At 49.0% G+C, this 13,634-nt stretch carries 11 protein-coding genes; 7 read left to right on the top strand and 4 right to left on the bottom strand.

Annotated elements, in window-relative coordinates; translation table 11 throughout:
• Positions 1–440 precede the first annotated feature (440 nt).
• Together yihI and hemN are read left to right on the top strand one after the other, a co-directional pair.
• Positions 441–944, top strand: a complete 504-nt coding sequence (yihI, locus tag MKR94_RS10960; protein ID WP_241586158.1) for a Der GTPase-activating protein YihI — start codon at positions 441–443, stop codon at positions 942–944.
• 222 nt (positions 945–1,166) lie between these two features.
• Complete coding sequence (gene hemN, locus MKR94_RS10955; protein WP_241646928.1) at positions 1,167–2,540, top strand: oxygen-independent coproporphyrinogen III oxidase; 1,374 nt, start codon at positions 1,167–1,169, stop codon at positions 2,538–2,540.
• Positions 2,541–2,572: 32 nt separating this feature from the next.
• On the opposite strand, the gene glnG is transcribed toward hemN, so the two are convergent.
• The 3 genes from glnG to glnA form a co-directional block, all read right to left on the bottom strand.
• Entirely contained in the window at positions 2,573–3,988 is a 1,416-nt protein-coding gene (glnG, locus tag MKR94_RS10950; protein WP_048913048.1) for a nitrogen regulation protein NR(I), read from the bottom strand.
• Between the two features lie 7 nt (positions 3,989–3,995).
• The gene (glnL, locus tag MKR94_RS10945; RefSeq protein WP_048913047.1) at positions 3,996–5,045 is read right to left on the bottom strand and encodes a nitrogen regulation protein NR(II); all 1,050 of its coding nucleotides are present in this window, start codon (positions 5,043–5,045) and stop codon (positions 3,996–3,998) included.
• Between the two features lie 101 nt (positions 5,046–5,146).
• Positions 5,147–6,556, bottom strand: a complete 1,410-nt coding sequence (gene glnA, locus MKR94_RS10940) for a glutamate--ammonia ligase (RefSeq protein WP_241646927.1) — start codon at positions 6,554–6,556, stop codon at positions 5,147–5,149.
• Positions 6,557–7,001: 445 nt separating this feature from the next.
• Between glnA and typA the strand changes: the two genes are divergently transcribed.
• The 5 genes from typA (at position 7,002) to fabY (ending at position 11,876) form a co-directional block, all read left to right on the top strand.
• Complete coding sequence (gene typA, locus MKR94_RS10935; RefSeq protein ID WP_241646926.1) at positions 7,002–8,825, top strand: ribosome-dependent GTPase TypA; 1,824 nt, start codon at positions 7,002–7,004, stop codon at positions 8,823–8,825.
• A 181-nt stretch (positions 8,826–9,006) separates the two neighbouring features.
• Entirely contained in the window at positions 9,007–9,612 is a 606-nt protein-coding gene (locus MKR94_RS10930) for an HAD-IA family hydrolase (protein ID WP_241646925.1), read from the top strand.
• A 15-nt stretch (positions 9,613–9,627) separates the two neighbouring features.
• Positions 9,628–10,485 carry a virulence factor BrkB family protein gene (locus MKR94_RS10925; protein WP_241646924.1) on the top strand — a complete coding sequence of 286 codons (858 nt, stop codon included), beginning with the start codon at positions 9,628–9,630 and terminating at the stop codon, positions 10,483–10,485.
• On the top strand, positions 10,482–10,919 hold the full coding sequence (gene dtd, locus MKR94_RS10920; protein WP_241646923.1) for a D-aminoacyl-tRNA deacylase: 438 nt from the start codon (positions 10,482–10,484) through the stop codon (positions 10,917–10,919). Before MKR94_RS10925 ends, dtd begins: the two co-directional genes overlap by 4 nt.
• Before the next feature lie 15 nt (positions 10,920–10,934).
• Positions 10,935–11,876 (top strand): fatty acid biosynthesis protein FabY, encoded by a 942-nt coding sequence (gene fabY, locus MKR94_RS10915; protein ID WP_241646922.1) that lies wholly within the window; start codon positions 10,935–10,937, stop codon positions 11,874–11,876.
• A 42-nt stretch (positions 11,877–11,918) separates the two neighbouring features.
• On the opposite strand, the gene MKR94_RS10910 is transcribed toward fabY, so the two are convergent.
• Positions 11,919–13,559 (bottom strand): AsmA family protein, encoded by a 1,641-nt coding sequence (locus tag MKR94_RS10910; protein WP_241646921.1) that lies wholly within the window; start codon positions 13,557–13,559, stop codon positions 11,919–11,921.
• Positions 13,560–13,634 lie beyond the last annotated feature (75 nt).

The following is a 13,634-nucleotide window of genomic DNA, read 5'->3' as shown; positions in this document are numbered from 1 at the left end:
AACTCCACATAATTTTAGCAGCATAAACCGCGAGTATACCTGCCTTTTGCCTAGATTTCGCGCATTGTTATCGTATCGAGGCTGATGTTATGCGTGGCAGAGGGGGTTAATAACCCTCTCAAGAATGTCCTTTTAGGCTCAAGTCTTGCGATTTATGGCCGATAATCGGTAAAAACCAATAAAAACAAATGGATGATTAAATAGTGAAATTTATTCTTAATGTTGCCTTGTCTTATTGGTTTCTTGAACTACAGTTAACTCGCTAATGGAAGGCTTCAGGGAACGTTGTTCAAGGACCGGGATGTGAACATCAACGTAACGGATTTACGAAAAAAGGACGAAAGGGCGGTAACCTTAGTGTTACCGCTTTTTTATTGTCCAAGTTTCTGCTAGATTCGCGCCCAGAACCTATCGAAGTAATCCTCCTTGAGACTGACATTATGAAGCAACCTTCCAGACCGACCAAAAGCAAGTCTACGGAGCGCCGTAAAACGCGTGCCGAACTGAATCTTGAAGGCCGAGAGCGTAAACGCAAAAGTAAGCTTAAAGGCAATGTCGCCGGTAACCGTAGCCACCCCAAGGTGACTCAGCAACAAGGCAATGCCGCGCCGAAGAAAAGCGACCCACGTATTGGTAGCAAAACGCCGGTTCCTTTGGTTGCTGAAGGTAAAGTCGCTGCTGCACCGGTAACGAACGTTCACGCCGAACCCGAAAAAATGACCCGCCAACAAGAATTACGGATGTTGGAAAATGACCCACGTTTAGATCAACTCTTAGACCGCCTTGAAGCGGGCGATACCCTAAGCGGCGAAGACCAAACTTGGCTCGAGGCGCGTTTAGACCGCATTGAAGAGTTAATGGTGTTGTTGGGTATCGATATTGAAGACGAAGAGAAAGACGACGAAGCGGAAGAAGATATGTACCGCTTGTTGAAAGGACAGTAATGCTGCATGGCAGGGAGGATGGTCTCTCTGCCATTCATCAGAAGGATTAATTGATAATGCATTGGCTTGGATCAATTCCTGCCGGATTATTCGTCTGTTATCTCGTCTGGAGTGTCAGTAAACTTTTACGCTTGTCGCACAGGAAATCTGTGTTGACCCGACGTTTATTTTCTCGTAATGGGCGAGTTAAGCGCGACGGTAAAGCCAACGTAAGAGGTAAACATGCAGCTGCAAGACGTCGAATGGGATCAGGCACTGATTGAAAAATATAATTCTTCCTCCCCCCGTTATACCTCTTACCCTACGGCCCTAGAATTTAGCCCTCGCTTTTCTGACGATGATTTCCGTAAGGCCGCACAACGCTATCCTACGCGCCCACTTTCCCTGTATCTGCATATCCCGTTCTGCCATCAGCTTTGTTATTTTTGTGGCTGCAATAAAGTCGTCACTAGACATCCGGAAAAAGCCGCGCGCTATTTACAGCAGCTAATCGTTGAGCTTCGCCAGCGTGCGCCGCTGTTTTCCCAACGCTCGGTGACACAGATCCATTTTGGCGGCGGCACCCCGACCTTTCTTAGCGATGCGCAACTTGCCGAAGTGATGAGTGTGATAGCTGAAGTGTTTAAGGTAGCCCCTTCAGCCGAGATCTCCTTGGAATTGGACCCTCGACAATTTCCGACCGAACGGTTGCAGGCCCTACGTCTTATTGGCTTTAATCGTTTAAGTATGGGGGTTCAGGATTTCGATCCTGTGGTGCAGCAGCGGGTCAACCGTGAGCAAGATGCGGCGCAGATTATCGACCTGATCTCGACGATGAAGGCACTGGGATTTACTTCAACCAATATCGATTTAATTTACGGCTTACCTCAGCAGACGGCAGAAAGTTTTGCGCACACTATCGAGAGGGTGCTGACACTGCGTCCTGACAGAATGAGTGTGTTCAACTATGCCCATATGCCTGAGTTATTCGCCGCCCAGCGGAAAATTAAGTCAGACGAACTGCCGACCCCCGCACAAAAGCTACAGATTTTGCACCAGACCATTCAGCAGTTGCAGGCGGGAGGCTATCAATTTATTGGTATGGATCACTTCGCTTTGCCGGAGGACGAACTGGCTCGCGCGCAACGGGCTGGCAGTTTACAGCGTAATTTTCAGGGGTACACTACGCAACGTCAGACGGACTTACTAGGTGTTGGGGTATCGGCTATCAGTATGGTGGGTGACACTTACAGCCAGAATGAAAAGACACTTACCGGCTGGTCGTCACGCTTGGCTGAGGAAGGCCATGCTTTAGTGCGCGGTCTGTCGCTTAGTGTAGAAGATTGTCTACGCCGTGACATTATCACGACCCTAATGTGTCAATTTACCCTTGAGTTTCGCCAGGTTGATGCAAGGATCCCGCAACCCTTTAGCGACTATTTTGCCGAAGAACTTCGCTTATTGGCACCGATGCAGGAGGATGGCTTACTTATCATTACTCCAGAGCGGATACAGGTCACGGCCAAAGGTCGATTGTTAGTTCGCCATATTTGTCTGTGTTTTGATCAATACTCGCGAGCCCGTAGCGCCCAGCAGGCGTTTTCACGAGTGATTTAATCGGGCCTAAGCGTGCTTAGACCCGATTAGTACTACTCCATTCCTAACTCTTTCAATTTACGCGTCAGCGTATTGCGGCCCCAACCCAGTAGGCGCGCGGCTTCTTGTTTATGTCCGCGGGTATGTTGCAGTGCGGTGTTGAGTAGCACCCGCTCCATTTCCGGCTGAGCCTCTGACAGTAAATCTTGATGTCCGGAGCGTAATGCTCTTTCCGCCCACTGGGCAAGCAGTCCAGACCAACTTTCAGGGACCGATGGGCTGCTGTTATTTTCCTGCGGGACAGTGTTATCAAACAGCTCGGGCGGCAAATCTTGTAATAATACCTCTTGACCCGCCGCCATTACGGTTAACCACCGACAGGTATTTTCTAATTGCCGAACGTTACCTGGCCATGTCATATGGGTGAGGGCGTTAATGGTATCAGTGTGCAAGACTTTGGTTTCGACTCCTAGCTCGCGTGCCGCCGTTTGTAGGAAGTAGTTCGCGAGGCGAGGAATATCTTCGCGGCGCTCACGTAGCGGCGGTAGATGGATACGGATCACATTGAGTCGATGGAATAAGTCTTCGCGAAACTTACCTTCTTGGACTCGTAGCTCAAGATTTTGGTGTGTCGCGGCAATAATCCGCACATCGACCTTGACCGGCGCATAACCGCCAACGCGATAGAACTGGCCATCCGCCAAGACCCTTAACAGCCGAGTCTGTACGTCTAAGGGCATGTCACCAATCTCGTCAAGGAAAAGTGTCCCGCCGTCCGCTTGTTCAAAGCGGCCTTGTCGCACTTGTCCTGCACCGGTAAATGCCCCTTTTTCGTGGCCGAATAATTCCGATTCGATTAAGTCTTTAGGGATAGCAGCCATATTTAAGGCAATAAAAGGAGCCTTCACACGCGGGCTATGGCGGTGTAGGGCATGGGCCACTAACTCTTTACCGGTACCCGATTCACCGTTAATCAAGACACTGATGGACGAGCGTGATAGCCGACCGATAATGCGGAAGACGTCCTGCATAGCAGGTGCCTCACCGATAATATCCGTTGTCGGACCATCTTCTTGTTGATGGCGCGGTTGTTGTTGCTCTTGATAATGACTGATCGCCCGTTCGGTCAGGGCGACGGCCTCATCAATATCGAAAGGTTTAGGTAGGTAATCAAACGCGCCTTGCTGATAAGCGCTGACGGCGGCATCGAGATCGGAATGCGCGGTCATAATAATCACTGGTAGCATGGGGTGGCGTTTTTTTATCTGTTTGAGCAGTCCCAAACCATCCATACCAGGCATACGAATGTCGGATAACAAGACATCCGGCGTTTTGGTCGCTAACGCATCTAAGACGTCGTGGCTACTTTCAAAGGCAGTACATACCAATCCGGCGCCAGTCAGTGCGCGTTCAAGCACCCAGCGGATGGAACTATCGTCATCGACGATCCAAACTATCCCTTGTTGCATAGAAACCTCACTGACGAATAGGGAGAAAAATTGAAAATTCGGTATGGCCCGGCCAACTCTTGAACTCGATTTTGCCCGAATGCTGATCGATCAAGCTACGCGCAATCGACAGTCCCAATCCAGTGCCGTTTTCGCGGCCACTGACCATGGGGTAAAACAGGGTGTCATGCAGGTGAGTCGGAATGCCCGGTCCATCATCTTCAATATCGATTTGTGCGACTAAGCGATAACGTGTGCCATGGAGCGTTAGCTGAAAGGCGGTACGGGTACGCAACGTGATCGTCCCCCCCTCGCGGCCTAACGCCTGTAACGCGTTACTCACCATATTAAGTAAAACTTGTTCGATTTGGTCGGGATCATGCTGTAGTTCAGGAAGACTTGGATCGTAGTCACGCACTAAGGTGACATTATCCGGTAATTCCATCGATACCAGCTTCACTACGCGTTCGGCCACTTGATGGATATTTTGCATCACATGCATACCCGGCTGCTGTGGACCTAATAAACGGTCAACGAGATTTCGCAGGCGGTCTGCCTGTTCGATAATCACGTTGGTGTATTCTTTTAATGCCGGATCGGGCAGAGCTTTGGAAAGTAGTTGAGCTGCTCCGCGCAATCCCCCTAAGGGATTTTTAATTTCGTGGGCGAGCCCGCGAACCAGATCACGCGCAGCGATCTGCTGGGCATGCTGGAGTTGCTCTTGGCTTAGTCGGCGCTGATTATCCATTGGCGCCATCTCAAGGAGAATCTGTTGGTCAGGTAACGGCTGGGCAGTCAGTGCCAGCGTATGTGCTCGACCATCTACGACAAGCGTGACTTCGCTATCGGTAAAGCCTTGTCCAACACTCAGGCTTTCGTGCATCACTTCAACATTCAGGGAGAAATACCCGGTTAGCTCTGGAAGCGGAGTTCCAAACAGCTTACGTGAACTCTGAGCGAGTAATTGCTGCGCCGCGGGATTGGCATAATGGATCACTAATTCATGGTCGACAACGAGGACACAGTTGATCAATGAATTGAGGATCTGCACGGCATCTGAGGCGGTATTGCTAAGCATTACATCTCTCCAGAATGGGGTGGCCCGCAGGTAAGATACCCGAGAAAAAAGCCCATCCGAGGATGGGCTAAGACTTCACGGCAACACACTACAAACGAAAATTAGACGCTGTAGTAAAGTTCAAATTCAACCGGGTGTGGAGTCATACGTACGCGATCGTTATCCGCTTTACGTAATTCGATGTAAGCATCGATAGCTTCGTCGGTGAATACGCCGCCACGGGTCAGGAACTCGCGGTCTTCGTTTAGGGCATTCAACGCTTCTTCCAGTGAACCCGCTACTTTTGGAATCTCTGCATCTTCTTCCGGAGGCAGATCATAGAGGTTTTTATCCATCGCATCACCAGGGTGGATTTTGTTAATCACACCGTCTAGGCCTGCCATCAATAGCGCAGCAAAGGCTAAGTATGGGTTAGCCGCTGGATCAGGGAAGCGTGCTTCGATACGACGCGCTTTAGGGCTAGCAACAACTGGAATACGGATTGAGGCAGAACGGTTACGGGCAGAGTAAGCCAGCATAACCGGAGCTTCATAACCCGGTACCAAACGCTTATAAGAGTTGGTGGTTGGGTTGGTTAAGGCGTTAAGCGCTTTTGCGTGCTTGATGATACCGCCAATGTAGTAAAGCGCGATATCAGACAGACCGCCGTACTTATCGCCGGCAAACAGGTTGTTACCATCTTTCGATAAAGACATGTGGCAGTGCATACCCGAACCGTTATCGCCAAATATGGGTTTTGGCATAAAGGTTGCGGTTTTGCCGTATACGTGTGCAACGTTATGAACCACATACTTATAGATCTGGATTTCGTCCGCTTTTTTCACCATGGTGTTGAAGCGAGTTGCCACTTCGTTTTGACCTGCGGTCGCCACTTCATGGTGGTGTGCTTCAACCACTAAGCCCATTTGCTCCATGGTTAAACACATTGCTGAACGGATGTCTTGCGCAGAATCGACCGGTGGTACTGGGAAGTAGCCGCCTTTTAAACCAGGACGGTGGCCTTTGTTACCGCCTTCGTACTCTTTACCGGTGTTCCATGCAGCTTCGATATCGTCAATCGCAACATGGGAGCCAGAAGTAGAAGAACCGAAACGGATATCGTCGAATAAGAAGAATTCTGGTTCTGGTCCAAACAGGACGGTGTCAGCGATACCGGAGGTACGTAAGAAATCTTCAGCGCGTTTGGCGATCGAACGAGGGTCGCGATCATAGCCTTGCAAAGTGCCTGGCTCAAGAATATCACAACGGATGATTAGCGTTGGATCTTCGAAAAATGGGTCAAGGACGGCGGTGGTTACGTCAGGCATCAGTACCATGTCTGATTCGTTAATCCCTTTCCAACCCCCGATGGATGAGCCATCGAACATTTTACCTTCTTCAAAGAAGTCTTCATTCACCTGATGTGCAGGGATGGTAACGTGTTGTTCTTTACCTTTACTGTCTGTAAAGCGCAGATCAACAAACTTGACTTCATGTTCGTTCATCAACGAGAGAACGTGTTCAACGGACATATCTACTCTCCTGAAAGCTCTATTATCGTGGGGGAAATGGGAAGCATTATGCTTACGAGGGCTCACCCCTTTAACCCGAAATCCGGCAAGCGCCTAAAAACGTTTTTTAGCTATCGTTTTCGCTTATTTTTCTTAAAGCGAAAAACGTGCCAACTTTTCTAAAACACCGAAAAGACCCAGCAGAGGCGAGTTTGGCCCGCCCTCACCGTTGTCGTATTACAGGGCATTGCACCAATAATGAACAATACCGTCAACTTTAGTGACCCATAATGGTGCATTATGGGTAAAGAGTAGTCATTTTGCACTGAAATTGCACAAAAAAAGCTGGTAAAGCGGAGTCATAAAAAAAAACTGCATAAAAGGGCTGTGAATCGTCTGATCGTGTTCAGTCTTTCGCCTAATCCGTGTACAATAGCGCGCTATTTCTAATGCCTGAGGCAAAGCTGTGATCGAAAAATTGCGTAATATCGCCATCATCGCGCACGTTGACCATGGAAAAACCACCCTAGTCGACAAACTTTTACAACAGTCCGGTACCTTTGACGAGCGTACTGAAGCGACTGAGCGTGTGATGGACTCCAATGACCTGGAGAAAGAGCGTGGAATTACTATCCTCGCAAAAAACACCGCTATTAAGTGGAATGATTACCGTATCAACATCGTTGATACCCCGGGACACGCCGACTTCGGTGGTGAAGTTGAACGTGTTATGTCTATGGTTGATTCCGTACTGTTAGTCGTTGATGCGATTGATGGTCCTATGCCACAGACCCGTTTCGTGACTAAGAAAGCGTTTGCTCATGGTCTAAAACCAATTGTTGTTATCAACAAAATTGACCGTCCGGGCGCACGTCCTGATTGGGTGGTTGACCAAGTCTTCGATCTGTTCGTCAACTTAGACGCGACAGATGAGCAATTAGATTTCCCAATTATCTACGCTTCTGCAATCCAAGGGATTGCGGGCGACGATCACGCAGACATGGCTGAAGACATGACGCCACTGTACGAAGCGATCGTAAAACACGTTCCTGCGCCTAATGTTGATCAAGATGGCTCGCTGCAAATGCAGATTTCGCAACTTGATTACAACAATTACTTAGGTGTTATCGGTATCGGCCGTATCAAGCGCGGTAAAATCAAACCTAACCAACAGGTTACGGTCATCGATAGCGAAGGTAAAACACGTAACGGTAAAGTCGGTAAAGTACTGGGCCATTTAGGTCTTGAGCGTATCGAATCTGATTTAGCGGAAGCGGGTGATATTATTGCAATCACTGGTTTAGGTGAACTGAACATTTCTGACACGATTTGTGATACTCAGAAAGTTGAAGCCCTGCCAGCGCTGAGCGTTGATGAGCCTACTGTTAGCATGTTCTTCTGTGTAAACACCTCTCCATTCTGTGGTAAAGAAGGTAAGTACGTGACTTCACGTCAAATCCTTGACCGCCTGAAGAAAGAGCTAGTCCACAACGTTGCTTTACGCGTTGAAGAAACTGAAGATGCTGATGCGTTCCGTGTTTCAGGCCGTGGTGAACTCCACCTATCGGTACTGATCGAAAACATGCGTCGTGAAGGCTTCGAGATGGCAGTCTCTCGTCCTAAAGTTATCTTCCGTCAAATTGATGGACGTAAACAAGAGCCATATGAAAACGTGACCCTTGATATCGAAGAACAGCACCAAGGTTCTGTGATGCAAGCTATGGGTGAGCGTAAAGGCGACATGAAAAACATGGATCCAGATGGTAAAGGCCGCGTACGTTTAGACTATGTTATCCCAAGCCGTGGATTGATCGGTTTCCGTAACGAATTCATGACCATGACTTCAGGTACAGGTTTACTGTACTCAACCTTCAGTCACTACGACGATATGCGTCCAGGTGAAGTTGGCCAACGTCAAAACGGTGTATTGATTTCTAACGGTCAAGGTAAAGCTGTTGCGTTTGCTCTGTACAGCCTGCAAGACCGCGGTAAGTTATTCTTAGGTCACGGTGCGGAAGTGTATGAAGGCCAAATCATCGGTATTCACTCACGTTCTAACGACCTGACCGTTAACTGCTTAACCGGTAAGAAACTGACTAACATGCGTGCGTCAGGGACTGATGAAGCGACTACACTGGTTCCAGCGATCAAAATGAGCCTTGAGCAAGCGCTTGAATTCATCGATGACGACGAATTAGTTGAAGTAACGCCAGTCTCTGTCCGTATCCGTAAGCGTCATTTAACTGAAAATGACCGTAAACGTGCATCGCGTGGCGGTAAAGAGTCTTAATTCTCATTTTCTGAGTATTAAGCTAAACCTGAACCAGACTCTTCTGGTTCAGGTTTTTTTTTGCCTTGCCTCTAGCCTACTGAAGGCTGTGCGCAAAACTCGCTCAATTTTCAAAACTCGATTGGTAGAATGAGGAGGTCGGCTTTATAGTGTAGATAAGTAAAATTACGGGAGAGAGGCCATGTTATATATTTTCGATTTGGGAAACGTTATCGTTAATCTCGACTTCACCCGTGCTTTAGGCGTCTGGAGTAATCTAAGTGGTACTCCGCTTGCGCATGTTCAACAACACTTCCAACTCGGCCCTCAGGTTGAGCGCCATGAGAGGGGAGAGATATCAGATGAACAATTTGCTGAGGCACTGTGTGACGAGTTAGCGATCAACCTCAGCTATCCACAATTTGTAAGCGGCTGGCAAGCGATTTTCACTGGGGTGAATAAAGCCGTTCTAACGCTTATCCAGCAACTGCGTGCAGAGGGATATCGCGTCGTTCTCCTTTCTAATACCAATCAAATTCATACTGAATTTTTGGCGCAGCAGCATCCTGAGTTACTCGCGGTAGCCGACCAATGCTATTTCTCGCATCGTATTGGGCTACGTAAACCGGATACGGCTATTTTCCACCATGTGCTGACTGAAGAGGGCGTTGCCCCCGAGCAAGCGTTCTTTGTTGATGACCTCTTTGAAAATATTGAAGCGGCAACACAGTTAGGGATCAACACTCATCTTTACCAAGACGTTGAAGGGTTAGAAGCGGCAATTCAAGGTACTAGTAATTTTTCGTAGGGAAGCAAATTATCTATGCGGGTTAAACTCAGGACACGTTCATTCCTTCGCTGGCTGGGTGTACTTTGGCGGCGAATTAACGACGATAACATGACGGTACAGGCGGGAAACCTTACCTTTGTTTCATTACTCGGGTTAGTCCCCTTTGTGACGGTGATTTTCGCTATCTTTTCAGCGTTCCCGGTTTTCAACGATATCAGTGGTGAGATCCGACATTTTATTTTCCGAAACTTTGTTCCCACCACGGGTAACGTGATTGAAGAGTATATCGACCGCTTTGTCGTGAATGTCCATCGTATGACGGTGTTTGGCGCGATAGGCCTTATTTTTACGTCGCTGCTGTTAATGTTCTCCATCGATAGCGCGTTGAACAGCATCTGGCGAAGCTCGCGTAAGCGGCCCTTAGTATTTTCGTTTGCCGTGTACTGGATGATCCTAACTCTGGGGCCATTACTCGCTGGAGCGAGTATTGTGCTGAGTTCCTACTTGCTCTCACCGCAGTGGCTGAATATGCCCGGCATTAGCGAGATCGTTCAGTTAGTGCTGCGAAGTTTTCCCTTACTTCTCTCGTGGCTAGCCTTCTGGCTACTGTTTAGCGTGGTACCTACCTGTAATGTGGCGGGTAAGGATGCGCTGATTGGCGCGTTAGTTGCCGGTGTATTATTCGAGATTGGCAAAAAAGTTTTCACGCTGTACGTGACGATGTTCCCTGCTTATCAGCTTATTTATGGTGTGCTTGCCGTTATTCCCATGCTCTTTCTATGGGTTTACTGGACGTGGTGTATCGTGTTACTGGGTGCAGAGATTACTGTCTCGCTTGAACACTACCGTAAACTTCGTCGTCAGCGTCAACAAGAAGCGGATATCTCATGATTGCATTAATTCAACGTGTTTCAGCAGCTCAAGTCAGTGTTGAGGGAAGCGTGGTCGGTAAGATCGCGAGCGGTCTTCTTGTCCTGCTCGGTGTCGAGAAGGATGATGATGAGGCGACGGCGCGTAAGTTAGCCGAAAAAGTAGTGAACTACCGGGTATTTAGCGATGATCAAGGGAAGATGAACCTTAACCTACAGCAAGCCGAAGGGGAGTTGTTGGTCGTTTCACAGTTTACCCTTGCCGCCGATACCCAGAAAGGGATGCGTCCCTCTTTTTCCAAAGGCGCCTCCCCCGACAGCGCGCGTGAGTTGTACCATTTTTTTAGCAACTATTGCCGAGAACTGGGTATTAACACAGAAAATGGACAGTTTGCTGCAGACATGCAAGTGACGCTAACGAATGATGGTCCTGTCACTTTCTGGCTTCAGTGTTGAGGAGGGAGCAAATAAATGTATCAATTACGCGTTCCTGAAACCGACAGTGATCTTGCCGAGTATTTCCAGTTTCGTTGGCAGATGCTACGCAAGCCGTTAAATCAGCCGCCGGGTTCAGAGCAGGATGCTTGGGATACCACGGCGCATCACCAAATGCTCGTTGATGATCAGAATCGCGTGGTGGGCGTTGGACGGCTCTCTATCAGTGGCGATAACGAAGCGTCTATAAGGTTTCTCGCAGTCTCCCCGGAACTACGTGGTAAGGGACTGGGCCGACTATTGATTATGACCTTAGAGTCTGTCGCACGACAAGAAGGGGTTAAGCGAGTGACGTGCAGCGCGCGGGAGGATGCCGTCGAGTTTTTTGCTCAGCTGGGTTATATCAATCAAGGTCGAGTCACCGCTTCGCAAACCACTCGGATTCGCCACTTTTTGATGATTAAACCGATGGCGTCAATGGATGATATTCTTCATCGCGCTGATTGGTGTGAGCAGTTACAGCAGGCTTGGTATCAGCATATTCCCTTAAGTGAAAAAATGGGGGTGCGTATCCAGCAATATACCGGCCAGAAGTTTATGACGACCATGCCGGAAACCGGTAACCAAAATCCCCACCATACGCTGTTTGCCGGCAGCCAATTTTCCTTGGCCACCTTGACCGGCTGGGGACTGATTTGGTTACTGCTCCGGGAGCGAAAATTGGGTGGGACCATCGTGTTGGCAGATGCCCATATTCGCTACAGTCACCCCTTACAGGGCCGGCCAACGGCCAGTGCCGATTTGGGGTCGCTAAAAGGTGATTTAGATCGTCTTGCTTGTGGCCGTAAGGCGAGGGTGAGTTTAGACGTGACCTTAAGTGATGAGCATCATCAAGGAGCGGTGTTTCAAGGGGTATATCTTGTATTGCCAGCGGAAGCTGAGAAACCCTTGGAACAGGGCGGCTCAGCGCCTCACTAATACGTTAGGATGGGTGATAAGCCTCGCTTATCACCCGACTCCTCATTCCGATCCGACTTGCTGGCTAAAGGTCGGCGTAGTAAAGGTTCCCTGTAATGAAGAGGGTGATGCAGTGAGCGAAGGCAGATTACCCTTAAGTTTGACACTAAAGTTGCCTTGTCCGGACAAAGGACGTGGCCAGAACCAATGCGTGAAAGCCTCGTAAGGCACTCTTTCTCCCTGAAGTGAGAGGGTAAAAGGGTGCGTCGGTGATTGGGATATCGCCAAGTTGCCGATCATCGGCCCCTCCTGTATCAATCCCTTTATATCTCGCACACTTAATTCGTCAGGGGTCGCACTGACTTTGAACCAGAGCGCCCGAATATCTTGGCGATTAAAGGTTGCGGCGGCGGCATAGTATTCTGCCTCGCCCTTCCAAAGCCCCCAATGGTGCTGTTGGGCGATCTGTAGCTGACTCCCCGTAATATGAGCGGCGGTCATCTGGAAAGGAAAGTCGGGGTTAATATCAATGAAGAGGCCATTTTCCACACTGAGGTTATTAAGCGTAATCGACTGAATAGCCTGTGGCAGCGGTGACTGTAGGAACTGACGCCAATCACTGGGTAGGGTATAGCGAATATTACTGAAATCCAGCTTATCTAGCTGCAGCGCTCCGGTTTTTCTTAGCCACTGGCCTTTGGCGGAGACGGTCCCTTTCGCCCAATCGGCATCGAATTGGTCGAGAGTAAGGTTGCCCTCAGCAGCGGTGAGTCGTAGATGAGGTTGTGACCACTGTTCTGTGCCCAAAATTAGGCTCTCTGCATTGAGCGCTAAGTGACCTGCGAATCCTGAGGTGTTGCTAAGGTTCTGGCCATTGGCTGAAACATCGTTGATCACCCAATCTGGGCCAACAATACTGAGATGGTTGATCGTGAGGTCTTGAATTGTCACAGGAGGTAGCATCGCTGGGGCGAAGAGATCGGCTAACCCTTTATCGGTTTGAAAACGGATATTATCGAGTTGCAGTCTAGGGATTTGCCATTGGCCTTCCGCCGACCGTGAAAGTTTCCCCTCAAAAGTCCCACGCTCAACGGCACCAGATAATGCGGAGATCGTTAACTGCTGAAAATCTTTACTCCCCTGCGCGGCTAATTTGTCGAATTGCCGATGCGCGACATGCACATCTTCCGCTGAGAAATTGAAGGTGAATCGTTTACCCAAGACCGCTTGTGGACTCGGTGTCCAAGGGGCTAATACCCCATTAAGCTGCTTTGCAGAGAGGCAGTTGGTTGGATACGGGTTTAATAATTTAACCGTCTGAAGCTCTAAGCGATCGGCGCTGACCGGGAGTATCGCTTCAGGGGTTAAATTACTGAGGACCAATGTGCCTTGTTCAATTGTAATCTGCGCGAAATGTGTTGGGCTAATTAGCTGGCGAGCAGAGAGCGATAGCGATAATTCACCAGCAATCAGCAGCGCAGGTTGACCATCTTCACCGAAGGTGACTTGATCGATATGAAAAGTTAAGGGATGCGACCAATCATGGGAAAGTCGCGCAATCGATAAATGATAAGGCGTCGCATCACTGATCCAGCGGCAGGCTGCGGCGATGCCCCAATGGCTACGTAGCACGGCATAGCCGAGACTTAGTAGGACCAGGAGGAGTAGCACGAGAGAGAGCAGTAATTTAACGAGTAACTTCATCGACGTTTCCTAATGATGAGCGAACTGTTGGTTATGCCTCAAAATCACCGTTAGCTCAAGGAGCATCAAGACGAC

The sequence above is a fragment of the Rosenbergiella metrosideri genome (genome assembly GCF_022602565.1).
In the GTDB taxonomy this organism is placed as follows: Bacteria; Pseudomonadota; Gammaproteobacteria; order Enterobacterales; family Enterobacteriaceae; genus Rosenbergiella; species Rosenbergiella metrosideri.
Note: the sequence above shows the minus strand (reverse complement) of the source record. Positions and strands in the feature narration are given on the sequence as shown.

What these genes read in the sequence shown, in the direction of transcription:
- hemN (WP_241646928.1), top strand. Translation starts at nt 1,167, where the DNA reads ATGCAGCTGCAAGACGTCGAATGGGATCAGGCACTGATTGAAAAATAT.
- MKR94_RS10925 (WP_241646924.1), top strand. Translation starts at nt 9,628, where the DNA reads ATGCGGGTTAAACTCAGGACACGTTCATTCCTTCGCTGGCTGGGTGTA.
- dtd (WP_241646923.1), top strand. Translation starts at nt 10,482, where the DNA reads ATGATTGCATTAATTCAACGTGTTTCAGCAGCTCAAGTCAGTGTTGAG.
- glnA (WP_241646927.1), bottom strand. Translation starts at nt 6,556, where the DNA reads ATGTCCGTTGAACACGTTCTCTCGTTGATGAACGAACATGAAGTCAAG.
- glnL (WP_048913047.1), bottom strand. Translation starts at nt 5,045, where the DNA reads ATGCTTAGCAATACCGCCTCAGATGCCGTGCAGATCCTCAATTCATTG.
- MKR94_RS10910 (WP_241646921.1), bottom strand. Translation starts at nt 13,559, where the DNA reads ATGAAGTTACTCGTTAAATTACTGCTCTCTCTCGTGCTACTCCTCCTG.
- MKR94_RS10930 (WP_241646925.1), top strand. Translation starts at nt 9,007, where the DNA reads ATGTTATATATTTTCGATTTGGGAAACGTTATCGTTAATCTCGACTTC.
- yihI (WP_241586158.1), top strand. Translation starts at nt 441, where the DNA reads ATGAAGCAACCTTCCAGACCGACCAAAAGCAAGTCTACGGAGCGCCGT.
- glnG (WP_048913048.1), bottom strand. Translation starts at nt 3,988, where the DNA reads ATGCAACAAGGGATAGTTTGGATCGTCGATGACGATAGTTCCATCCGC.
- fabY (WP_241646922.1), top strand. Translation starts at nt 10,935, where the DNA reads ATGTATCAATTACGCGTTCCTGAAACCGACAGTGATCTTGCCGAGTAT.